Below are 23,541 nucleotides of genomic sequence, written 5' to 3'. Positions count from 1 at the left end.
TTAATGGCCACTTCGGTCATTACATCTTTCAAGCGATCAATTCCAAATATCCCGTCTTTGCCTTTGGCAGTTTGAATTAACTTACCACCAAAAGGAAGCAGGTCAAATTCACTCTCAAGTCTCGCTTGTTGGGCGCGTTCCGAGTAATACTCCGCTACCGATGCATTAGGCTCTATCTGGTGCTGGTAAAGCTCTGGCATTGGTTCGCGCACTTTTACATCCCCGAACCAGCGTCAACAGGTGTCATGATGGGGTATTCACTTCCTTCGTCGTCCAAGTCTAAGCCCGTCTGTTCGTATTTTTGATAAATGCGAATGCTGTGAGTGTGACTGCTGGTAATCAGCTCTCCGTCTTCGTTAGTACCAAATATAGGCGAAAGTAGCTGTAGCCGTTCACGCCGCATGAAAACTGAAACCATTTAAATAAGAAACCGCCCATTTCTCACTATAGGCGGTTTCTTGGTTTCGGTGCTAGGTTTAAACGAGATTTAAATCTGGATTAAACTGATGACAGGTAACTGAGCGTTATCGCGCCTCATTGACTTGCTACCTTCTATCGAGTTTGCCAAGCTGGATAGCCTGATTATCTTTCCATTTGGTTGGTGTTTGAGCTTTCTCTTTTGCAAGTTCCACATTGAGCTGCTTCTTAGTGTAATCTCCAATAAAGTCACTGAACTCATTGTTGAGGTACTCGTGAAATAACCTAGGTCCATCGCCTTTGGTTGCAATCCAAATGTTTTTATCGTTTGGATAGGATTCAGATTGCCCTTTACGCCCCATGGAAGAATCCCTTATGTGGTATATCGTATGAGAACTTAGGGCAAGTTGGTCTGGTTTTACATCGAAAATATATTCTCGATAGGCGTATCGATTTCCTTGTGACCACAAGTATTCCTGAGTGACCAGTTGATTATCTATCAGTTTCCAGGCCCCATTTGATATAGAACCGTTTTCTTGCTGATTACTGTGAGAGTTTAGTCTCCATGATAATCGTAAGAAGTAACCTTCGGGATAGAAGTAATACTCATTGTATAATGGGTATCCGCCACGGAGCATTTCGGGAAGTTGCGCTAGTTCTGCTTTAGATTGTTTCCATTGGTAGCCACCATCAGTAATGGCGGTACTACTATGAGTTTGACTTGATCGACTCTCTTTCGCTTGAGTATCGTTTGTTACAGATTCATTAGCCGAAGCCATTACATTGCTTTCGGAGATCTGTTTAAACTCCTTATTACTGCTTTGAGGATCTTTAGTCGCTACAGATGCAGAGCTGCTATCTGCGACCGCTTGGCTATTATTGTCCGTAGTCACTATCGGTGTTTTTGTACTTGAAGTCGCGGATGCAGCTGTAGATGCAGTAGCTGCGGTTTGGGTAGCGACTTCAGCCAAATTATTATCACTTGACGCGTCGGATTCAGGTGACTCTACCGTTTTACTCTCAGCAGCTTGTGGCTGATTGTTAGTAGTTAGTTGGGGGGCATCATCCCTTTTTAGAACCAAAGCGACATCTGGTAGGTATTCCGTCTGACCATAAGCGTTTGGAAGAATACCTTCTGTGATATTGCTTAAGCGTCGGCAGCCAGGTTTCGCGTCGGTATTGTTCATCGATTGATCAAAATAGAGACTGTAGATTTTTCCGCGTTCAAATTCAGATGTTAAATTGCATACGAATGGTGAGTTGTCAGCTTTTGATGGCAGTAGATGTGCTTCCAAGTAATTGGATGGAATCACAAAGGTGATGTCATGTCTTCCAGGTTCTAGTTCGATTTCAACCAACCCACTTCTTAATTCGACAATCCGCTGATCATTGACGAAAAATGCAGAATAGACACCTCCATTTGTGAACCTTGCATTGCGCCAAAGCAATAGAGTGGCGTTTACCTGACTTTTGATTGAGTCAACCTTGCCAGAGAAGCTTGTTCCTGTTTCTTTTGAAGCGTTGACGGCACAACCTGTAATCATTCCAATCACAAACAGTGGCAGTAGTTTTTTGACTAGAGTTTTCATTGTTTCCTCCTTCAAAGGCACTCCATAGATAGTATTGACTAGCTAGTTTTACGGGTTGGTGATAACTCTAGTGTTATTGTTTTGAATCAATTTTTTGTTGAATAAATGTACAGCCCAAATTAGATACCAATTAGTTATATTGTTATGAAGTACGTCAGGCGTTGAACCAATTCATAAGTATTGCCAACAAAATAGAGCATAAAAGTAGTAATCACTCGCCAAGCGATTACTATAGGGGCCATTGTCTTCTTACCATTCTAGTTTCATGCGAATCAAAACCATTGCTTGGCAAGACGCCCTTCCAATAAGGCATACCGTTTTATGGCCCGATAAAGCCATCGAATTTTGCAAAGTCGAAGGGGATGAGCACGCCAACCATTACGGCGCTTTTGTCGATCAAACCTTAGTGTGTGTTGCTTCAATCTATATAAAAGAAAGCTGTGATGGGCGCACGGCTCGCTTAAGAAAGTTTGCGACGTTGCCACAATACCAAGGGCAGGGGGTTGGCAGCAAAGTGATTGAGCATGCTATTACAAAGCTTAAGGCAGAGCAGGTGTTGCGTTTTTGGTGTGATGCTCGAACCAGTGCCCTTGGTTTTTATCAACGATTTGGGCTTGAAGTAGAAGGCGATGAGTTTGATAAGTCAGGCGTTAAGTATTTCAAGATGTCGGTTGAGTTGTAATAGCATAATAGTTTATTGGGGATTGAAGTCGTCATGAAAGGATTTGTATGTTTGTGATCGAGACCGAGCGTTTGGTAATACGCGATATGACCTTAGATGATGAAGTGGCGTTTGTCGCTTTGTCACAAGACCCTAAATATCAACGCTTCTATGATGAGGAAGATTGCCAAGCATCAAAGTATCGCGAACTGACGCACCTGTTTATTGAACAAGCGAAAGAGGTGCCACGTACCTCTTATCAATTAGCGGTGGAATGTAAAAACAAGGGGCACTTTATTGGCATTGTATGTCTGCGTTTGGAGGAGAATAAACAGGCGTCGATGGGCTGTGGCCTAGCAAGAGAGCATCAAGGCGATGGATTAAGCCTTGAAGCAGCCAAAGCGCTCGCTGATTATGGTTTTCGTAATCTTGGTGTGCACCGAATTTATGCCGAAACCATTAGTAAGAACCTACCTGCGATAAAACTATGTCAAGCACTAGGGATGCGTAAAGAAGCGCATTTTAAACAGCATCGTTTTTTAAAGGCCGCTGGTGGGACACAGTGGTGCTCGCCATGCTAAAAAGCGAATGGACTGCGTAAGGCCCAAGTAAAGCGAACTGGTTGAAATTTTTCGTAACGTTTACGTTATAAATTGCGTAATATCAGCCAGTTAGTAGACGTGAAAACGCTAAAATCTTGAAGAAAATCGCACTGTGCTCATCGTTATTACTTGCTTTCTAGCGCAAAAGGTCGATAATCTTACGTAAAATTTACGTAATTGTTGTGGAGAAACAGGTGAAAGCACCGAAAACAAACGCCGAACTGAAGAAAGCGACTATTAACGAAGCTGCTAAAATAGCTGGGGTATCAATAGCTTCTGTCAGTCGAGCGCTCAACAATAAGCCAGGGATTAGCGAAAAAACACGTAAAAAGATTCTCGATATCTGCAAGGACCTAGGGTACGTACCAAGTACGTCTGCTCGCGAGCTAACGGGAAGTCATAAGAATACCATCGCTATTTCATTAGGCCCCCTTGATTTCTATGCTTCGCGCTATCTAGGAATGTTGTGGCCTTCTTTGTCGTCTGCGATTCGAAAGTCAGGCCGAAACCTACTGCCTGTAAGCTTTGGTGATGTAGATCTAGAGTCAGTTGGTGGCGCTATTTTACTCGGCATTACTGCCGACGATGAACGCATTAAAGCCTGTAAAGACAATGGCTTGCCTTTTGTTTGTATTGGTATGAGTGAAGGGTCATTTTGGGTCGCTCCAGATGATTTTAATGGTGGCCGCGAAGCAACGCAGCACTTAGTCGACAAAGGCTTAACGGATATTTGTTTCGTTACACCAACCACTTACGGCGACGGTTATCAGTTCCGCCACCAAGGTTATATGTCGGTGATGGCAAGTAATGCTCTGCCAGTTCGCGAGCTTAGAACAGGGTCAGAGCCACTTGGCGAGATTGCTGCCTATCGTTACTTTATCAATCTCGATCAGAAAGAGTTGGAATCCTACCAAGGCTTTGTGTGTGAGTGTGATGAGACAGCATTAGGTGTGATAGCAGCCCTCAAAGACAGAGGTTACAAGCTGCCAGATTCCTTCTCTGTAGTGGCTATGACGGCCTGCCAGGTATTTCTAATGAGCTAACAACTGTGGTCCAAGACGCCGATAAGCTGGCAGAGGGCGTCGCCAAACTATTAGAGCAAGCGATATTAGGTGAGAAGCCCGTTGGCTCGGTGGTTCCTGTTTCATTAAAGCTAGGCGAAACCAGCTAATCAGCTAAAAATAGTAAAACCAATCAGATTTTATAAAGGCATGCGCAAAGCATGCCTTTTTTTTACGTAAATGTTCGCAATTACTCAGTGCTGAGAACGTTTACTATCTATATTTCTACATAAGAAGGTCAATTTTAGGTAAAAAAACGCTATTTAAGGCAATTTTGGGTGATTGATCACTAAAATGACATACGCATTTACGTACTTGAAAAGAAATGTGATCAATATAACGTAAGCGCTTACGTAAAGTGTGCATAATCGCCGTAAGTTTTGAAATGAAGGAATCGGGGCAACATGAAAAAAACAATATTAGCAGCATCCCTACTCGCTGCTGGCCTGTCTGCAAATGCTTTCGCTACCACTGAGGTAAACATTGCTGGTTGGGGTGGAAACGATGTCGTTGTATTGAACAATCTCGTTAATGATGTACTTGCTGAAGATTTCACTAAAGCCGGACTAGACGTAAAATATCAAGCAATTGAAGGGGACTTCTCACAATTCATCACCAACTCGCTTTCTGCGGGTACTGCACCAGACGCTTTCTACATTGATGTAGTCTTTGCTAACACGTTAGTTAACTCAGGAAAGGTAGCACCGAACAGTGCAGACCTTAACACGCTATCAAATGAACTAATTCCAAGTCTAAATAGCGCATTTACGCTTAAAGACGCGCAATACGGCGTGGCGAAAGACTTCAACACCATCGCGCTTCAATTTAACAAAGATATCTTCGATGACGCTGAAGTTGACTACCCAACAAACGATGATTCATGGGAAGACTTGCGTACCAAGCTTCTTGAAGTGAAAGAAGTATTGGGTGACGAAGTTTCTGGAATCTGCGTAATGCCTGACTACGCACGTTTCGCACCTTTCGCATTGGCAACGGGTTGGAAGCCTTTCAATGAAGATGGCCAAACGATTCTAGATGAGAACTTCGAGCGCGCGTTTAACTTCTACACAGGTCTTGTGACGGAAGATAAAGTGGGCATTCTGGCGACAGATCTTGGTCAAGGATGGGGCGGCGGCTGTTTTGGCACTGAAGAAACAGCAGTAGCACTAGAGGGTAACTGGATCAGCGGGTACCTGCGCGACAAAGCGCCAAACTTGCCTTACGGCACAACGCTTATGCCTACTGACCCTGTTAGTGGCGAGCGCGGCAACTTATTGTTCACGGTTGCTTGGGGCGTAAACGCCGATGGTAAGAACATCGAAGCGACGCAAAAAGCGGTAGAGATCCTAACTAGTCAGAAGGCTCAAGAATGGGTTTTGGATTCTGGTTTAGCACTGCCAAGTCGTGAAGCTTTAGGCGAGTCTGAATTCTTCGCTCAGCAAGATTCAGAAAGTGAACTAGCCAAACAAGTCTTTGATGGCGCTCTCAACGGAAATGTAGAGCCTTTCGCGTTTGGTGATTACGGTACAGCATGGATGACCCCAATTAACGAAGCGTTAAATTCAGTTCTACTGGGTCAGATGTCGCAGAAAGAAGCGATTAAAATGGCTCAGGAACGTTATAACGCTCTAACAGTAAACTAAACGGGGCGTTGGATGAACTCTTTACGTTTACGCCAACAAGTCTACGGATGGCTCTTAGCAGGGCCATTTGTACTGACGTTGGTAATCTTTTTCCTTTATGCATTAGTCAGAACGGTCTATTTCAGTTTCACGGAATACGATCTGTTTTCAGAAGCTGTTTGGGTAGGCTTGGGTAACTTTAAAGCCCTGCTTTCAGATGATCTGTTTTTACTTTCGCTGGCAAATACAATCTGGTTCTCTCTTATTGTAACCAGTATTCAAACGGTCTTAGCGCTTGGTTTAGCCATCTTGGTGAATTCGAAGATTCGAGCCAAAAGCTTCTTTAGAACAGCTTTTTACCTGCCGAGTATTTTGTCGAGTGCAGCCGTTACGTTGATCTTCATTTGGTTCTACCAAAAGAATGGCTACTTAAATGGTTTTGTTACGGACGTGGTGAATCACTTCCCGCATCTTAGCTGCTTTGTGTTGATTGCAATGGCAACTCAGTTTGTACTAGTGACTAAAGATCGTTTGAAAGGCTTACCGGTAAGTTGGTTTGACCCGGCATGGGCGATTCTGTCTTTCATCATAGCTGCTGTGGGAACATTCGTGGCAAGCGCGATGGGCTGGGTGTCGGTAACAGACGCTGTTGTTGAGGTGAACTGGTTAAATACACGTGACCATGTTGGGCCAATGCCGCTTACGCTGTGGGCTATCGTGATTCAGAACATCTACACCACGATTCCAACTTTCATGCTGCTTTTCTTAGCGGGCCTACAAGGTATCCCAGAAGAACTTTATGAAGCGGCGCATATTGATGGCGCGAACAAGTGGCAACAGCACTGGAACATTACGATTCCTCAACTTGCGCCCGTGACATTCGTTGTTGTGACCTTCTCAATCATCGGCACACTGCAAATGTTCGACCAAGTCGCACTGTTGGGTTCAGCAGCACCGCTGGAATCACGTATTACGCTGGCTTACTACGTTTACCACAACGCCTTCCCACCGGGTGGCACGCCACAAATCGGCATGGCAAGCGCAGCAGCACTCATTTTGGCAACCATTACATTAGCCGTGGTTTACCTGCAAAAAATCTTCGGTATTAAGGAGAAAGCAGATGGCTAACTCAATGACCAATACTCAAAAGCTAGACGAAAAACCTATGGCATCAATGGCTGAGGTCGCTAAGTTCCAAGCACGCCGCCGCTGGGCAAAAGTGGCTTGGGTTTACACCGCGCTACTGGCTATTGCCACCATCATGTTAGGTACGTTCGTTGTTGCATTCCTAGCGAGTTTGAAAGATGACCCACTTGAGCAGCCATTTAAGTTTAGTTTTGCTCAGGTTCAACCAAGCAACTGGGGCGCTGCTTACCAACTTGGTAAACAGGGTAATGATGCGCCTATGTTTGGTGGCTTTGCTCCGGGTGCCGAGGTCGACTTCACCGTGACTTACGCGGTTGAAGAGGGCAAAGAGCTAGCAGTACCAACGATTGAAGTACCGCGTCGCCGACCTGGTACCGGTATGGCTGCTGCGACGGTCACTGACTTTGCATCAGACTACGCTGTGGTATCTGAGCCAAAGCTGGTGGATAGCAACGAAGAGGTGACGTTCATTGAGCGCCGCGGTCGTCGCGAAATTGAAAAAACCGGTCACAGCCAAACGTGGGCATTCACCATCAAGTACGACGGTGAAGGGCCAGAGGTGGCAACGCTACCGCTAACAGTAGAAGCACCGCGCGGCCAGATTCTAATCGACAGCACACTTGCACCAAGCAAGATGGAGCGTCGTGGCCGAGTTGCTGCATGGGACAACGCCGCACCGGGTTTGATTGGTTACGTGTTTAAGTCTTACGTTCGCGTCTACACCGAATCGGTAAGTCTTGATACCGGCAAGAGCTTATTCATGAGCTGGACCATCAACTCGTTTGTCATTGCGATTGGTAAAGTGATTTTAACTCTGTTCTTTGCCTGTACTGCGGGTTACGCCCTAGCAAGACTGAAGTTCACTGGAGCACGTGCAGTATTTGCCTTCATGTTGTTTAGCATGATGATTCCAGGGCAAGTGACCTTTATCTCGAACTACCTGATTTATCGAGAGATTGGCTTACTGAATACGCCTTGGGCCGTGATAACTGCCGTGGTGGCATCCGGGCAAGTTCTTATTATGAAGCAGTTCTTTGAAAACATACCAAAAGAGCTGGAAGAGGCCGCGATTGTCGATGGCGCAAGCCCAGCGGTGATTTTGTGGAAAGTGTTTATGCCATTGGCTAAGCCAGCCATCTTGTCGGTAACAATCCTTGGTTTCCAAGGTGCTTGGAACGACTTCTTCTGGCCGCTGGTGGTGATAAATAGTCCAGCAGATGCGTTCACGCTACCCGTTGGTCTATTGAGTTTACGTAACGCTTATGGCGTAGCAGGTGACTGGAACCTGATATTGGCGGGAGCATTCCTGTCGACAATCCCAGTACTCATTGTGTTTATGGTTTTTCAACGTTACTTCGTTGGTAACGATATTTCTTCCGCTGTTAAAGGTTAATTCTCGGGGATATTTAAGATGTTAATGAATTACACTGCTGGTCAAGGCGAACTTAAAAACTGGATCGTTGAAGAGACGGCATTTGACTCAGCATTCCAAGGTAAATGTGAAGTAGTAATGAGCCAAGGAAATGGCTACATGGGCGCACGTAGCTCAACGGAAGAAAAATACGTGGGACAGGTTCGCAACCTTTTCGTTGCGGGTACATACAACAAGTTTGATGAAGATGAAGTAACAGAGCTGCCAAACGCGGCAGATATGAGCGCTATCGAAATCTTCATCGATGGTCGTCGCTTCCACCTAGAAACGGGTGAAGTAAGCAACTACTCTCGTCGTCTAAACGTGAAAAACGGTGAACTTATCCGTGAGTTCACGTGGACAAACACAGAAGGTAAGAGCTTCGAGATGCGCTTCCGCCGCTTCTTCTCGCAAGCAAACCTTCATCTAATGGCGTTCGATGTTCAAGTTAAGGCTGTGAACAGCGATGCGAAGATTGAAATCCGCTCTGGTGTGGATGCGCAACTTTCAAACTCGGGTGCACAGCACTTCCACGAAGGTGAAAAGCGTATCTATGATAAGCGATTCATTGAGCTTCTACAGCACACAACAGAGAGCAAAGTAGACTTCGTATTCCTAACGTCTCACCGTTACTTTGTAAACGGTCAAGAAACTGAAATCGACCCAGGCCTACAGATGGATCGCCGTAAAGTATGGCTTAACATCCACCACGATCTGAAAGCGGGCGACACATTCGGTACTGAGAAAGTGGGTGTAGTACACACATCTCGCGACAAGCAGTTCGACGTAGAAGACTACGAGCTTCAAGCACTGCGTGACCACGCACTAACCGACCTTAAAGCAAACGCAGACCGCAGCTTCGACGAGCTACTTGCAGACAGCGCGGCTGAATGGGACAAGCGTTGGGCTGGTATGAATATCACTATCGGTGGTAACGACTTTGACCAACTGGCGATTCGTTTTGCTCAGTACCAACTGAACATCTTCACACCAATGCACGATTCTCGTTTCGGTATCGGTGCGAAAGGTCTGTCTGGCGAAGGCTACAAAGGTCACTCGTTCTGGGATACAGAAGTCTTCATGCTTCCGTTCTTCATCTACACAATGCCAGAAGTGGCTCGTAGCCTACTAGAGTACCGCTTCCGCACGCTAGGTGGCGCACGTAAGAAAGCAGCAGACAACGGCTACCTTGGTGCGCAGTTCCCATGGGAATCGGCACTAACAGGTGAAGAAGTCACGCCAGTATGGGGCGCGGTCGATATCATTACAGGTAAGTCGACTAAGATCTGGTCTGGCTTTATCGAGCAGCACATCACGTGTGATATCACTTACGCATTGTGGCAGTACTACCAAATCACAGGCGATCAGAAGTTCATGGATGACATGGGCTACGAGATCATGTTCGACACAGCAACGTTCTGGACGAGCGTCTAGAGTGGCTAGAAGATCGTAATATGTGGGGTATCTGCAACGTTATCGGTCCTGATGAGTACAAAGAGCACATCGATAACAACGCATTCACTAACTACATGGCGGTAGAAAACATCAAGCTAGCGATTCGTTACTACGAAGATCTAGAAGCGTCTAACCCAGAGCTACTGGCTAAGCTATCTGACAAGCTGAACCTAGTTGAAGCTCGTAAGATGTGGCTAGAGCGCGTTGATGACATCTACCTACCACAGCCGCGTGAAGAAGATAAGATCATCCCTCAGGACGATACTTACCTACAGAAAGAGATCATCGACCTAACTAAGTACAAAGAGCAGCCATACGTTGGTGGCCTGTTCCAAGACTACAGCCTAGATCAAGTGAACGAGATGCAGGTTTCTAAGCAAGCTGACATCATGGTTCTATTCCTACAGCAGGAAGACAAGTTCGACCTTGAAACTAAGCTAGCAAACTGGAACTACTACGAGCCGAAGACACTTCACGATTCATCGCTGAGTCTGTCTACGCACTCTGTACTAGCATCAGATGTGGGCAACCCTGAGCTGTCTTACGACCTGTTCCAACAAGCGGCATCTATCGATATCGGCCAGAACATGAAGAGTTCTGACCACGGTATTCACGCGGCGTCTATCGGCGGCATGTGGCAGTGTGTGGTTTACGGTTTCGGTGGTGTTCGTATGCTAGGTGGCAACCTACGTATCAACCCGAACCTACCAAAAGAGTGGGATAGCCTAAACTTCCCAATCTACTGGCAAGGTGAGCGCCTGGAAGTGACGGTTAACCAAGAGCAAGTTCGCATTGAGCGTCCTGAATTTAATGGCCAAGCACTAAACATTGAAGTTGCAGGCGAGCAAAAGTAATCGAATCAACTGAGGTGACTTTCAATGTGTAAGGCGTTTATTTTCGACCTAGACGGCGTAATCACAGACACGGCTGAGCTTCACTACCAAGCTTGGCAACGTATGGCCGACGAAGAGGGTTACCACTTCGACCGTGAAATCAACGAGCAGCTACGTGGCGTTTCTCGTCAAGCGTCTCTGAACATCATTCTTGATGGTGCAGAAATCAGCGAAGAGAAATTCGCCGAGCTAATGAAGCGCAAAAACGACTACTACGTTGATCTTCTAAGCTCTATTACCGCAAAAGATGTGTTGCCAGGTATTGAGCAGTTCCTACTAGAGCTAAACGCGCGTGGCATTAAAGTGGCATTGGCGTCAGCAAGTAAGAATGCTCGTCCAATTTTGCATCGTCTTGGCCTAACGCCGCTGTTTGATGCGATTGGTGACGGTTGGTCGGTGAACCGCTCTAAGCCTGCGCCAGACGTATTCATTCACGCAGCAGGTCAAGTTGGAGTCAACGCTGACGAATGTATCGTGGTTGAAGATGCAGAAGCCGGCGTTGATGCGGCGAAAGAAGCGGGTATGCGTGTTGTTGGCATCGGCCTGATGACCGAGTTGGCCACGCAACATGGCGTTTCGACGACACTAAAGGCATGAACTTAGGCGCAATCCTAGGTTAAGCATAAGAAGAGTGATGGGCGGTGGTGAAAGCCACTGCCCACAACCACCAAGAATTATTAAGGTAGAACAATGGCACGTTTAGAACTGAAGAACATCAACAAAATTTATCCAGATGGTGCCCATATCATCAAGGATGCCAACCTGACCATTGAAGACGGTGAATTTACAGTATTCGTTGGCCCATCAGGCTGTGGTAAATCAACTATGCTTCGCATGGTGGCAGGCTTGGAAGAGATTTCATCAGGGGAGATGTGTTTAGACGGAGAAGTGGTGAATAACCTATCTCCAACCGACCGTGGTATTGGTATGGTGTTCCAATCGTATGCGCTTTACCCGCATATGACGGTCTTTGAGAACATTGCTTTTGGCCTAAAACTGGCGAAAAAAGGCAAAGAAGAAATCGATTCAGCAGTGCGTCAAGTGGCAGAGATGCTAGAGCTGACAAACCTGCTGAAACAAAAACCAAGTCAACTGTCTGGCGGTCAGCGCCAACGTGTGGCTATCGGCCGTGCAATCGTGCGCAACCCTAAGTTGTTCCTATTGGATGAGCCTTTATCTAACTTAGATGCTTCGCTACGTGTTCGCATGCGCCTTCAATTGGCGGAGTATCACCAGAAGCTAAAATCAACGGTTATCTACGTCACGCACGACCAAGTAGAAGCAATGACACTGGCTGATAAAATTGTGGTGCTACGTGATGGCGCAATTGAGCAAGTGGGTTCGCCACTTGAGCTTTACTATTTCCCACAAACCCTTTTCGTCGCAGGCTTTATTGGCTCTCCAAAAATGAACCTGCTTCCTGCAACTCTGGTTTCGGCATGTGACGAGAAAGCAACGGTTGAATCGGCGACTACACATTCCAAGCCGACGTTAACGCAAAAGGTGCAACACAAGGTGCATTGATGACATTGGGCATTCGCCCTGAAGATATCCACCTCGATGAAGAAGGTGTGGGTGTCATCGTGGAAGGCTTTGAGCGCTTGGGTACTGAATCTCTTCTTTACACCACACTTGTGCGCGGTGGTCAGGAAGTGTTGGTTCGCGTTCCGGGTACAGTGAAAGTGGAAGTCGGCCAACGCTTGAACATCCGCATTCCCGCCGAGAAGTGTCACCTATTTGATAGCAAAGGTACAGCTTACCAGCGCGGTATGTCATTGAACGACCTAATCACTTTGCCGCCATCGGTAAGACAAGCTAGCTAACGCTTAGCTCAACAACATAATCAAAATAATTAAAAAAGCCCGCTATCGCGGCGGGCTTAGGATTACTGCGCTTTGAATTCGGGTTGCAGCCCAAATTCTGCGTACTTCTAACGCCTGTTGCAGCAGGCATTTTATAGCCCGTTAGGGCACAGTAACACTGTGATAATAAGGTAATAATCATGAAAAAAACAGTAGTGGCATCCTCCGTCCTATTAAGCTTGCTTGTTTCCCCTCTAGCTCTTGCTGAGCATATGGCAGAAAAAGAGCGAACGACAGAAGATCTCAATGCTAAACTGGAAGCGCTGAAAGAGACTTACTCAACCGCGGAGCTTCTTACTGCTCTTAATGCACCTGCAGCCGAAGAAAGCGGTTTTCACGGCAACATCGGTACCAACATGGAACTTGAGCGCGTAATCCGCGACGACGGTGTCAATGAAGGTAAGCTGAAATACACGCTAGCTCAAGGTAGCTTTCGACATGATAACCTACCGGGCTGGGATTTCGGTTTCTACTCTGGCCGTGAAGAACTGTTTAACGGCAACACCAAACATGCGAGTTACAACCGTGGTGTAAACGCTATACAAGAAATTTGGGCGAACAAAGCATTCAGCTTTGAGCGCGGTACGATTGGTCTTGGCGGTAAGCTTGCGATGGAAAGTATCGACGAGCGTATTCAGCCTGGCGTAAAGGTCTTCGGTTCTTACCGATTAACAGACTCTTTAAGCTTCAATGGATACGCGCTATACCATGTGGAATACAAGCGTGGTGCGGGTACAGAGCTGAGCGTGGATGACGAAGGCAACGTAGTATCAGACAAATTTAAAGGTGAGTTCCCATACTGGGAGATCGAGCCGGGCATCGGTTACCAAATCTCGGATAACTCGGGTGTATGGCTAAACCTACGTCTACAGCAAGGTAAACTTTCTTTAGAGAACAGCGCTAACACGCGTGAAACTGAAACTGAGCAATTCATCAAACCGGGCATCTGGTACAGCTGGGGCAGAGCGTCGGCATCGCTTTGGGGTGAGTTCGGTAAGTTAGAGAAAGAAGATACCAATACTGGCGCGCACGTTTGGACGGAAGACTACAATAAGCTTGGTATTTCAGCTAACTACTCAATTAACAAGAGCTGGAGCATGTTCGGTGAAGTGAGCTACAAAGACATCAAGTTCTCTTCAGGCCCTAACAAAGACCAGTTTGACGGTTACATCCCTCTATTCATTGCAGGCATTAACTACAACTTCTAATTCGACCTAATGTTGCCTCTTCGCCTTCTAACTCGAAGTTCAAAAGCGAAGAGGCTCAAACACTTTTAGAGTGTCTGGGTTTGCCTGTTACCGCTAAATTGGCAAACCCAGTGACTTTACCTACTTGAACGAACTCATCATGACAGAAAAATACCGTCCATATCTTCATATGACGCCAGATACAGGTTGGATGAACGATCCAAATGGTCTGGTTTATTTCCAAGGCCAATACCACCAGTTTTATCAATACTATCCCAGCGATACCGTTTGGGGACCAATGCATTGGGGTCATAAGGTCAGCACCAATCTAATTGATTGGCACGAGCTAGAACCGGCGCTGTACCCAGACGATTCAGGAATGTGCTTTTCTGGCAGCGCGATTGTCGATTGGCACAACACGTCCGGCCTATTTGAAAACGGCAAGCCGGGTTTACTGGCGTTCTATACCTCTTTCATTCAGCCTAAAGTAACGTTGGCTGACGGTTCTGAGGTCGAAGACCCGATTCAGCAGCAGTCTTTGGCCTACAGCCAAGATGGCATCACGTGGAAAAAATATCAAAGCGGCGCGCCAATCATCGCAGCGCGTGGCAATCCCGACTTCCGTGACCCTAAAGTGTTTTGGCATGAGCAAAGCCAAGCGTGGGTAATGGTGGTGTCTTGTGGTCAGCATATTGAGTTTTACCGTTCGACCAATCTACTCGATTGGCGATTAGTGAGCGAATTTGGCTACCGACACGGTGCGCACAGCAAAGGCCCGTGGGAGTGCCCTGACCTGTTTGAACTGCCGATTGAAGGTGCAGACGAGACACGTTGGGTGCTGGTGGTCGGAATTGGCGAAGGCGCTCACTGTGGCGGAGCCGGTACGCAATATTTCATTGGTGATTTCGATGGCGAAACCTTCGTGAATCACAATCACCCAGAGGCGGTACTTTGGCTCGACTTCGGCCGCGATTACTACGCGACTCAATCCTTCTCTGATATCCCAAGTGAAGATGGCCGTCGTATTGTCAGCACTTGGATGAGCAATCACCAATACTCGCTTGAACTACCAACACAAGCATTTCGCAGTTCAATGGCGATGCCACGCGAACTTTTCCTATTTGAAAGTAAGGCAGGACTTCGCGTAGGCCAACGATTTGTTAGAGAGCTTAATAGGGCGTTAAGTCTAGATTCAAAAGAGCCACAACCAACCGATGAGCAAGCGATCCTCATTTACAGTCAGCAAGATGTGATGAAGTTCAGCGCAGAAGTTCATTTAGATTGCGAGCAAGCTTTGCATCTGAATCTTTATCAAGACAATCCGGCATACTTCGAGTTCAAGAGCGTTGAAGAGGGTGTTGAAATTCGGTCTGTTCGACGTGGACAATTTGGCACTGAGCGAATTGATGTTCATTTTCCGCACGACTATCGAGTGACGCTGCCAATTAACACCGAGTTTCAGGTTGAAGTGCTGATTGACCGAGGTTCGGTTGAGCTTGTGATTAATGGCGGTGAATTCAGTTTTACCAATCTGGTTTACGCCCAAGAAACTCAAGCAAGTGTGGCACTGAGTGTGGATAGCGGCACTTTAGGTCTGAGTAATGTTGAAGTATTTAGCGTGGCAGGAGACACATCATGTTAACCCAACAACAAACTGAGAAGGCCCTAAATCAGGTGCTTGATTCGATTGAGCTACCAAAGCTAACCAAAAAAGACGAAAAAGTATTTCTAGAGCGCCTAGAGCATCACTTCCCATCGCTAGTCGGGCAGCTGCATACGCTTTATGGCGAACGTTACGATTTTTTCCTACACCTGCAACAGCTGGTCGTTGTATTGGCGAAAGCCTTTGCTGGCCGTAAGCGCAAGTGGAAGAACCTTGATGAGAAACGCTTGAAAGATCCGACTTGGTACCGAAGCGAGAAGATGCTGGGTATGGCGGTTTACGTTGACTTGTTTGCAGGTGACTTGCAAAAGCTGCAGATGAAGATCCCGTATCTTAAGTCGCTTGGTATCAACTACCTGCACCTTATGCCGCTGTATAAAGCGCCAGAAGGGGATAGCGATGGCGGTTATGCGGTATCGGATTATCGCAAGGTTGATCCGAAATTGGGGACAGAGAAAGATCTCGCCAAGCTTGCGGAAGCCTTGTCAGATGAAGGCATCAGCTTGGTGCTGGACTTCGTGTTCAACCATACCTCGGATGAGCATAAGTGGGCCGTCGAGGCGCGCAAAGGTAACCCAGAGTTTGAAGATTTCTATTACTTCTTCACCGATCAAAAAGAGGTGGATGAGTACAATCAAACGTGTCGTGAGATCTTCCCAACTGTGCGCCGCGGCAGCTTTACCTATCTGGATGATGTTGAAAAACACGTTTGGACCACGTTCAACAGCTTCCAGTGGGATTTGAACTACTCAAACCCAGCGGTATTTAACGCCATTACTGATGAGATGCTGTACCTTGCCAATATTGGTTGTGAAGGGTTACGTTTAGATGCGTTGGCCTTTATCTGGAAAGAGAAATGGACCAGTGTGAAAGCCTGCCCAAAGCGCACACGCTGATTCAGTGTTTCAATACCTGTTTGCAAATCGCCGCGCCAGCCGTGCTATTCAAATCTGAAGCGATTGTTCACCCAGATGAAGTGGCGCAGTACATCGACAAAGAAGAGTGCCAGCTGTCATACAACCCACTAATGATGGCACTAATGTGGGAAAGTTTAGCCACACGCGAAACCAAGCTATTAACCGCCTCTTTGAAGAAAAGTTTTGAGATTTCCGACGAGTGTTCATGGGTGAACTATATTCGTTGTCACGATGATATTGGCTGGACATTTGACGACGCGATTGCTGATCAGCAAGGCATTAATGGCTTTGAACATCGTCGATTCTTAAATCAGTTCTATACCGGAAAGTTTGATGGTTCGTTCTCGCAAGGTGTGCCGTTCCAAGAGAACCCAACTACAGGTGATTGCCGAGTGTGCGGCTCGTTGGCGTCTTTGGCTGGGCTTGAAAAAGCCATCAACACAGATGATTCAACCGCGATTGAACACGCGCTTAAACGGATTCGCTTGCTTAACAGCATTAACCTGAGTATTGGCGGTATTCCGCTTATCTATCAAGGCGATGAGCTAGGCGTCTTAAACGATCATAGTTACCTTGAAGACGAGTTCAAACGCGATGATGCGCGTTGGGTGAATCGACCTGCAATCACACAAGACTCGATTGAGCTCGCTAATACTCTGGGTACTTACCAAAATCGTGTGCATTCTGATCTTAACCAGATGATCAAACTGCGCAAAACCAACGAAGTGTTTGGTGTCGCGAAAACACAGATTCTAGAAACCTATCGTCCTCATCTGTTTGCGTATTGCCGCGAACATGGAAATGGCCGTAAGCTGCTAGCAATTTGTAACTTCAGCGAGCATATGCAAACTTTGCCAGTTTCGATTTGCGATATCTTGCATGGCGATAATGAGCAAGCAACAAAACAAGGCCAAGTGATAGATAAGCTGACGGGTAATCCTGTAACTGGCGACCTGCTAAAGCTATCTGCTTACGATGTGCTTTGGTTAGAGCTGAGCGAAGGTGGCAAATAGTATGACTAAGCGTATTTCAAGCAGAGTTTGGGTGACGGGTGATGCCGTTGTCGATCTCATCCCAGATGGTGAAGCGAGCTATTTAAAATGCCCTGGTGGTGCGCCAGCAAACGTTGCAGTGGGCATCGCGCGTTTGCAAGGAGACGCGGCTTTTATCGGCCGAGCAGGGCAAGATCCATTGGGGCGTTTTTATGCAGTCGACGCTTCAATCTGAGGGTGTAAGTACAGATCAAATGGTTCTGGATGATCAGCAGCGTACTTCCACTGTGATTGTTGATTTGGATGACTCTGGCGAGCGAAGCTTTACCTTTATGGTGAAGCCGAGTGCGGACCAGTTCCTTATTGAATCGGATCTGCCTAATTTCAATCAAGGCGAGTGGCTTCACAGCTGCTCGATTGCACTGGCAAACGAGCCGAGCCGCTCAACGACTTTCGCGGCAATGAATACCTTGAAAGCTGCTAACGGCTTTGTCAGCTTTGATCCTAACTTGCGAGATGAAGTGTGGGCAGATCCAAGTGAGATTAAGCCGACGGTGTTAAAAGCCGTAGCGCTCGCCGATGTGCTCAAATTCTCTGAAGAAGAGCTGGAATTCCTGACAGGTCAATCTGGCATTGAAGAGGGCTTGTCGCACCTTAATTTGGGCTCACAAGTCCTTGCAATTGTCACTTTGGGGGCGAAGGGCGCATACGTCCACTTTAATGGCGAAGGTCGAGTGCTCTCCGGCATCAAAGTGACGCCAGTGGATACGACTGGGGCAGGGGATGCGTTTGTGTCGGGTGTTTTAGCTTACTTAGCGAGCCAAGATGAATGGCGCACATGGCAGGCCATTGAACAGGCTGTGGCTTATGGCAATACCTGCGGCGCATTGGTGACGACCGAGAAAGGAGCCATGACGCTTTGCCAAGCCTAGAAGTGCTTAAGCAGCATATCTAGCGCTCTCGGTTAGATAGCTAGCTCAGTGAGTTAGCCAGCCAAGTAAAATCATTATTTCAAACTTTATAGCCGATGAACACTCAAAGCGTTCATTGGCCTTTTTGCTTTCAGCGTTTTAGTTTCAGGATGCCGACGGAATGTTGTGAACCGTAGACAAAGGTTGTGAGCATTCTAGATTAATTTATGTTATGAATGATTAGCTTGAAAATAACGCCGCGTAGAACAGCAATTTTGTACAAAAAACGCTTGGACGTATGATGGTTGTGTTAAGTCGGGAAGGGAAGCCATTGAGTAATGAAAAAGCCAAATACACAGTATCGAGTGCCTTAGAAGGCATTGAAATTGTGTCGGCGGAATATGAGAAACAGTCGTTTTCCAAGCATGTACATGAGGGCTACACCATCGGTGTGATTGAAGAAGGAGCGCAACGTTTCTTTCGAAGTGGTTCGAACCATATCGCAGGGGAGAGCAGCATTATTTTGGTCAATGCCGATGACGTTCATAACGGTGAATCGGCAACCGTCGATGGGTGGAAATACAAGGCGATTTACCCAACCCCAGAGCACTTTGAACGCATATCGCAAGATTTGCTTGGTAGCACCAAACTGACACCTTATTTCAAAGATTCCGTGATTAATGATTCTCGATTGGCAGACCAACTGCGGCTGATCTTTGATCAAATTGAGAACAATGCGCCTAAGCTGCTGGTGGAAAGCCTACTCTACAGCACTTTAATGTCACTGGCGACGCAGTATGGCCGCACTATCGATATTCCCAAGGACAAAACCACCAGTCAGAAAGGGTTGCAAATGGCGAAGGAATATCTAGACGAATACCCGCAACATGATGTGAGCCTAGAGCGTTTAGCTCAAATTGCGGGGTGCACAAAGTTCCACTTTGTTCGCCAGTTTGGGAAGGCGTTTGGCATCTCTCCTCATGCCTACCAAGTGCAAGCTCGACTGCTTAAAGCCAAAGTATTATTGAAGGCGGGAACCTCGATTGCAGACACCGCTACCGACTGCGGCTTTCACGACCAAAGCCACTTAACCAGACACTTTAAGCGTGCCTTGGGGACGACTCCCAAGCGCTTTCAGCAGCAAGCAAGTTCGTACAAGAACTAACCCCACTCATTGCCTAGCCTAAAGACTCATTAGTACAAAATTAAAAACAGAGTTAATAAGAGCTAGACCATGAAAAATAGACTTCAACCAGACATTACCATTCCCATTTCATCTTCCCCTTCTTCATCCACATTGATAGCGCGAGCAACATTGGATGTGCTTCCATTATGTATTGCTGTCGCGCCTTGGGGAGTGTTGTGTGGCTCAATCGCCATTCAAGTTGGCCTTACATCGCTTCAAGCCCAGCTGATGTCTTTACTGGTATTTGCCGGAGCAGCGCAGCTGTCTTCGTTGTCACTGGTTGGCGCAGCAAGTGGTTACTTGCCGATTCTCTCATCGACCTTTGTGATTAGCTCACGTCATTTGCTCTATTCAGCTGTGTTTCAAAACCGAATTCGCACACTGCCTTGGTATAAGCGAGTCGGTTTTGCTTTTTTCCTCACAGATGAAATGTTTGCCCTTACTGAGTCCTATATGGATAGGTATAAACGGTTTAGCTACTTGTATGCGCTCAGTACTGGGGTAGTGTTTTATCTCATGTGGAATTTGTCTACGTTTGCCGGTGTCATGCTAGGCAGTTATATCGAGGGTTTAGAACATATTGGATTGGAGTTTGCCATCGCGGCGACTTTCATTGCCATTGTGATTCCGTTGATTAAAAACTTATCACTGTTGATTTCAGTCGTGGCAAGTGGCCTGACTATGCTCTTGTTAGAGATGGTTGATTTTGAGATGTCGCTGATTGTCGCAACCGTGACGGGTATGGCGGCGGGCTATCTCATTCAGAGTTGGGAGAAAAAATAATGAGCGTGAACATCTATGGTTTAATTTTCTTGATGGCCGCGATTACATTTAGTTGCCGATACCTGTTCTTAATGCGTAAGTGTCCAATTGTATTAAGTGATAAAGCGCGTAAAGCGTTGGAATACACCGCACCTTCGGTACTGACCGCAATGTGGGTACCAATCGTTTTTTTCGGACATCAAACGACTCAAGATGAATTTGTCACAAGTCCTTTTTTGTATGCAGGGCTCCTTACTTTGTTGGTCGCGGCGAAAGTAAAAAATACACTCGTTGTCGTGACGATTGGAATGGGCGTGTTTGGTCTGCTTCAGGTTTTGTCAAAGATCTAAGTACGAGCGTCTATGTGTTTATGACTGAGTATGTATATGATAGTAGTTTGGTTAGTTGCATGAAGATTAAAATGTCAATATAAGGCTCGACTCGTGTGATCTCACTCGATACATAAGGTTTGACCAATTATTTTGTCAGCAATGATAAACACTCCGTTAAGGTTAAGTGCTAGTCTGAAATCTAAATATGTAATGAATTTAATGAGTTGAGTCGTATTGTTGAGTGTCATTACCTAAGAAATAGTGTCAGCCTAAAGGGGCGATGTTTCATAGGTTTCATTCATTGATATGGCGTGTTTAGCTTCTCTTTGATTGCTTTAATTCCTGTTTTTCTACTCCCTTAGATTGCTTTCGGCTGGCCTCATTCATCGACATGGAGAGCCTATGAATTCGATTATCTTACTTGCTTCAATATTACTCACTGGACTAGCAGCGACCTTTTTTGCCCCGTTGCAGAGTTTGTATCTTGTGACTAAGATGGATGTGCCATCCCAATACGTTGGGGCTTACTTTTTCCTTAGTACTGTTCTGAGTATCTTTTTGAGCCAGCGAGTCGCCACGTATTCCGATAAACAAGTGAGTCGACTGCCTCTCATTCGAGGTTTAAGTGCGATGGGCGTGGTGTCTATGTTTGTCTTTGCTTACTCCACAAACCTCTATGTGATCATTACGACAGGATTCTTAGGCGTGAGTTTTGCTATCGCTGTTGCGCCTCAGCTGTTTGCCTATGCGAGAGAGTCTTACCGAGGCGACAAAGGTGATGTGTTTATGTCTTGGGCGAGGGCGATGATTTCGATTGCTTGGGTGATTGGCCCTCCACTGTCATTTAGTGTGGTTTCGTTTGTCGACTATTCAACGGCGTTTATGATTTCGGCGGGGATGTATTTATGTGTGCTGCTACTCAGCTTTACCATGATTGCCGACGTGAGAGAGTGCACGAATGATGAGGCTCAAGAAGCGGAACAAGAGAGAGACGACGTGCCATTTTGGACAACCAATGTGGTATTGGTGAGCTTGGGTTTTTGTTTGTTCTATCTCGCGCTCAATGCTTACATGTTGGCATTTCCGATCTACATGGTAGAGGTGCTCGGTGAGTCGGAAGCTTCGGTGGGCGGCGTTTTCTCGCTAACTGCTTTAATCGAAGTTCCTGCCATCATCTTGTGTGGATATTTGATCAAACGGGCAGGGAGCCTCAACTTGGTGGTGCTAGCATCGGTGGTGCTGTGTGCATACCTCACAGGTGTCGTGTTCGCACAATCCTACCTTACTATCTATTTCCTAGTACCGTTGGCGGCTTTGGCTGTGGCGCTCAATTCCAGCGCAGGCCTAGCTTACTACCAATCACTGACTGAAACCCGATTAGGTTACGCGAGTACGGTGTACAATAATTTGATTCGCTTTGGTATGGGCGTCGGATCGTTAGTGTTTGGATTGTCGGGTTACTTCGATTTGGCGTTCAGTTTGAAGTTTGGCGCCGTGTGTGCGTTGCTCTCATTCTTACTTTTGATATTTTCTGTCAGATACAAGCGACACACACAGTTGGCGGTGGAAAATTAAGCATTGTTTGCTGAATACCCGTTGACATGGGTATGAGTAACTGGTCATATGACTGTATGAAAAGTAAACGCGCCACCTTCACCCAACAGATTATCATCACTCGTTAGAGTGGTGGGATAGCGCTTTCGCAAAGATTTATCAACCCACCTCAAAAGGTGGGTTTTGTTTTTCCTCCTTTTGAAAAACCTTTCAAGGAGTTGAACATGAAAAAAGTCGCGGTTTTTGGTAAGCCTGGTAGTGGCAAATCCGTTCTCAGTAAGAAGCTTGCTAGTACGTTAGACGTGCCACTTCACCCTCTCGATACGCTTGTCTTCGCCCCTAATGGTGAGCCTCTAACGAGGGAAGCACTTCAATCTAGTCACGATGATATGTTGGCCACGCCCAGTTGGGTCATTGAGGGGTTAGGTCCGCTTGGCCTTTTCCAACAACGTTTAGAAGCGGCTGACACCCTTATCTATATCGATCTCCCTTACCTGACCAGTTACTGGTTCGTCACCAAGCGTTTGCTGAAATCTCTATTTGTCCATCCAGAAGGTTGGCCAGAGGGCAGTAACGTATTGAAAGGAACTTTACAGAGCTATCGATTTCTGAAGCTGAGCCCAACCTTTTGGAATGCGGAGTTTGCAGAGCGTTTGGAGGAGCTGAGTAAGACCAAACAGGTGCACGTGATAAAAAACGCGGCACAATTAGATCGATTTGTTGAAAATATTGTCAAACAAGGGCGATGAGCCATCGCCGCTTAAGCCCATATTTACAGCCTCTGGTGAGCTTCTGTTGCGAGCCAGAGGTTTACTTTTCTTAAACTATTCCACTGAAGCGCGGTGAATCTAGCTTGATTGAGGCGCCGTAGCTACCCAATGAGATAAAAGCAAGTATTAACATTTTGGCAACCTGACTGTTAAGTCAGATTAGAATGCATCGCTCTAACGATTCTGTAACAAAATACATAACCCCTGAAAAAGTAGGTGGCTTTTTAGCGCTAGGCAACAGTTGAGTTGACTGGTCAAATATGTGTCATTTTTACGTAAGAATTAGACTAGAAATATATCAAATGCTTACAAAGTCCGCTTATTAAAGATTGTGGTTTGGTTATTAATTTGAAAGGAAATAACAAGTGATGAAATTACCACAATAAATATAGTGAATTAATTTAAATTAAGATTAATAACCTTACTAACATTGTATGGATTAAAGTGTATATATGAAAATATAAACCTTATTAAGTAAGCGGTTTATTGTTTTTTATAACATTGATATTGGTAAGTTGTTGTTTATAAATGATTAAATTTTATTGATG

General features: G+C 46.2%; 19 protein-coding genes and 5 pseudogenes. 21 read left to right on the top strand and 3 right to left on the bottom strand.

Annotation, left to right across the window (positions count from 1 at the left end; all coding sequences use genetic code 11):
* The 3 genes and pseudogenes from UA76_RS08625 to UA76_RS08615 form a co-directional block, all read right to left on the bottom strand.
* Positions 1–212, bottom strand: a pseudogene (locus tag UA76_RS08625) (hypothetical protein); the annotation flags it as partial.
* A gap of 2 nt (positions 213–214) precedes the next feature.
* Positions 215–403 (bottom strand): hypothetical protein, encoded by a 189-nt coding sequence (locus tag UA76_RS08620; RefSeq protein ID WP_157617606.1) that lies wholly within the window; start codon positions 401–403, stop codon positions 215–217.
* A 142-nt stretch (positions 404–545) separates the two neighbouring features.
* Positions 546–2,006, bottom strand: coding sequence for a hypothetical protein (locus tag UA76_RS08615; RefSeq protein ID WP_047044943.1), 1,461 nt, complete (start codon positions 2,004–2,006; stop codon positions 546–548).
* 265 nt (positions 2,007–2,271) lie between these two features.
* Between UA76_RS08615 and UA76_RS08610 the strand changes: the two genes are divergently transcribed.
* The 21 genes and pseudogenes from UA76_RS08610 (at position 2,272) to UA76_RS08525 (ending at position 22,972) form a co-directional block, all read left to right on the top strand.
* On the top strand, positions 2,272–2,688 hold the full coding sequence (locus UA76_RS08610) for a GNAT family N-acetyltransferase (RefSeq protein ID WP_047044940.1): 417 nt from the start codon (positions 2,272–2,274) through the stop codon (positions 2,686–2,688).
* Positions 2,689–2,735: 47 nt separating this feature from the next.
* A pseudogene (locus UA76_RS08605) lies at positions 2,736–3,268 on the top strand (GNAT family N-acetyltransferase).
* A 195-nt stretch (positions 3,269–3,463) separates the two neighbouring features.
* Entirely contained in the window at positions 3,464–4,312 is an 849-nt protein-coding gene (locus UA76_RS08600; protein ID WP_238322236.1) for a LacI family DNA-binding transcriptional regulator, read from the top strand.
* A gap of 5 nt (positions 4,313–4,317) precedes the next feature.
* Positions 4,318–4,440 (top strand): hypothetical protein, encoded by a 123-nt coding sequence (locus tag UA76_RS25185; protein ID WP_272946011.1) that lies wholly within the window; start codon positions 4,318–4,320, stop codon positions 4,438–4,440.
* A 294-nt stretch (positions 4,441–4,734) separates the two neighbouring features.
* Positions 4,735–5,973, top strand: a complete 1,239-nt coding sequence (locus UA76_RS08595) for an extracellular solute-binding protein (RefSeq protein ID WP_047044937.1) — start codon at positions 4,735–4,737, stop codon at positions 5,971–5,973.
* A 12-nt stretch (positions 5,974–5,985) separates the two neighbouring features.
* Complete coding sequence (locus tag UA76_RS08590; protein WP_047044935.1) at positions 5,986–7,080, top strand: carbohydrate ABC transporter permease; 1,095 nt, start codon at positions 5,986–5,988, stop codon at positions 7,078–7,080.
* Positions 7,073–8,491 carry a carbohydrate ABC transporter permease gene (locus UA76_RS08585; protein WP_047044932.1) on the top strand — a complete coding sequence of 473 codons (1,419 nt, stop codon included), beginning with the start codon at positions 7,073–7,075 and terminating at the stop codon, positions 8,489–8,491. Before UA76_RS08590 ends, UA76_RS08585 begins: the two co-directional genes overlap by 8 nt.
* Positions 8,492–8,509: 18 nt before the next feature.
* Positions 8,510–10,545: pseudogene (locus UA76_RS24580) on the top strand (glycoside hydrolase family 65 protein); the annotation flags it as partial.
* Between the two features lie 6 nt (positions 10,546–10,551).
* Complete coding sequence (locus UA76_RS25620; RefSeq protein WP_420340908.1) at positions 10,552–10,818, top strand: glycosyl hydrolase family 65 domain-containing protein; 267 nt, start codon at positions 10,552–10,554, stop codon at positions 10,816–10,818.
* A 24-nt stretch (positions 10,819–10,842) separates the two neighbouring features.
* A complete protein-coding gene (gene pgmB / locus UA76_RS08575) occupies positions 10,843–11,454 on the top strand; it encodes a beta-phosphoglucomutase (protein WP_047044930.1) in 612 nt (203 codons plus the stop codon).
* 93 nt (positions 11,455–11,547) lie between these two features.
* Positions 11,548–12,680 (top strand): annotated as a pseudogene (locus UA76_RS08570) (ABC transporter ATP-binding protein).
* 179 nt (positions 12,681–12,859) lie between these two features.
* Positions 12,860–13,927, top strand: a complete 1,068-nt coding sequence (locus tag UA76_RS08565) for an OmpG porin family protein (RefSeq protein WP_047044927.1) — start codon at positions 12,860–12,862, stop codon at positions 13,925–13,927.
* A 139-nt stretch (positions 13,928–14,066) separates the two neighbouring features.
* Positions 14,067–15,548: a glycoside hydrolase family 32 protein gene (locus tag UA76_RS08560; RefSeq protein ID WP_047044923.1), complete on the top strand. Its 1,482-nt coding sequence runs from the start codon at positions 14,067–14,069 to the stop codon at positions 15,546–15,548.
* Complete coding sequence (locus UA76_RS24570) at positions 15,542–16,465, top strand: alpha-amylase family glycosyl hydrolase (RefSeq protein ID WP_238322233.1); 924 nt, start codon at positions 15,542–15,544, stop codon at positions 16,463–16,465. Before UA76_RS08560 ends, UA76_RS24570 begins: the two co-directional genes overlap by 7 nt.
* The gene (locus UA76_RS24565) at positions 16,426–17,499 is read left to right on the top strand and encodes an alpha-amylase family protein (protein ID WP_238322232.1); all 1,074 of its coding nucleotides are present in this window, start codon (positions 16,426–16,428) and stop codon (positions 17,497–17,499) included. The genes UA76_RS24570 and UA76_RS24565 overlap by 40 nt, the downstream gene beginning before the upstream one ends.
* 1 nt (position 17,500) lies before the next feature.
* Positions 17,501–18,433, top strand: a pseudogene (locus tag UA76_RS08550) (aminoimidazole riboside kinase).
* Positions 18,434–18,690: 257 nt separating this feature from the next.
* Positions 18,691–19,554 (top strand): AraC family transcriptional regulator, encoded by an 864-nt coding sequence (locus UA76_RS08545; protein ID WP_047044920.1) that lies wholly within the window; start codon positions 18,691–18,693, stop codon positions 19,552–19,554.
* A 69-nt stretch (positions 19,555–19,623) separates the two neighbouring features.
* The gene (locus tag UA76_RS08540) at positions 19,624–20,358 is read left to right on the top strand and encodes an AzlC family ABC transporter permease (RefSeq protein ID WP_047044917.1); all 735 of its coding nucleotides are present in this window, start codon (positions 19,624–19,626) and stop codon (positions 20,356–20,358) included.
* Positions 20,358–20,687: an AzlD domain-containing protein gene (locus tag UA76_RS08535; RefSeq protein ID WP_047044916.1), complete on the top strand. Its 330-nt coding sequence runs from the start codon at positions 20,358–20,360 to the stop codon at positions 20,685–20,687. The genes UA76_RS08540 and UA76_RS08535 overlap by 1 nt, the downstream gene beginning before the upstream one ends.
* A gap of 384 nt (positions 20,688–21,071) precedes the next feature.
* A complete protein-coding gene (locus UA76_RS08530) occupies positions 21,072–22,244 on the top strand; it encodes an MFS transporter (protein WP_047044913.1) in 1,173 nt (390 codons plus the stop codon).
* A 203-nt stretch (positions 22,245–22,447) separates the two neighbouring features.
* The gene (locus UA76_RS08525; protein ID WP_047044910.1) at positions 22,448–22,972 is read left to right on the top strand and encodes a P-loop NTPase family protein; all 525 of its coding nucleotides are present in this window, start codon (positions 22,448–22,450) and stop codon (positions 22,970–22,972) included.
* Positions 22,973–23,541 lie beyond the last annotated feature (569 nt).

This window comes from Vibrio mexicanus, from assembly GCF_001012815.1.
GTDB lineage: Bacteria > Pseudomonadota > Gammaproteobacteria > Enterobacterales > Vibrionaceae > Vibrio > Vibrio mexicanus.
The sequence above is the reverse complement of the archived record's forward strand: the minus strand, read 5'-3'. Positions and strand labels throughout refer to the sequence as shown.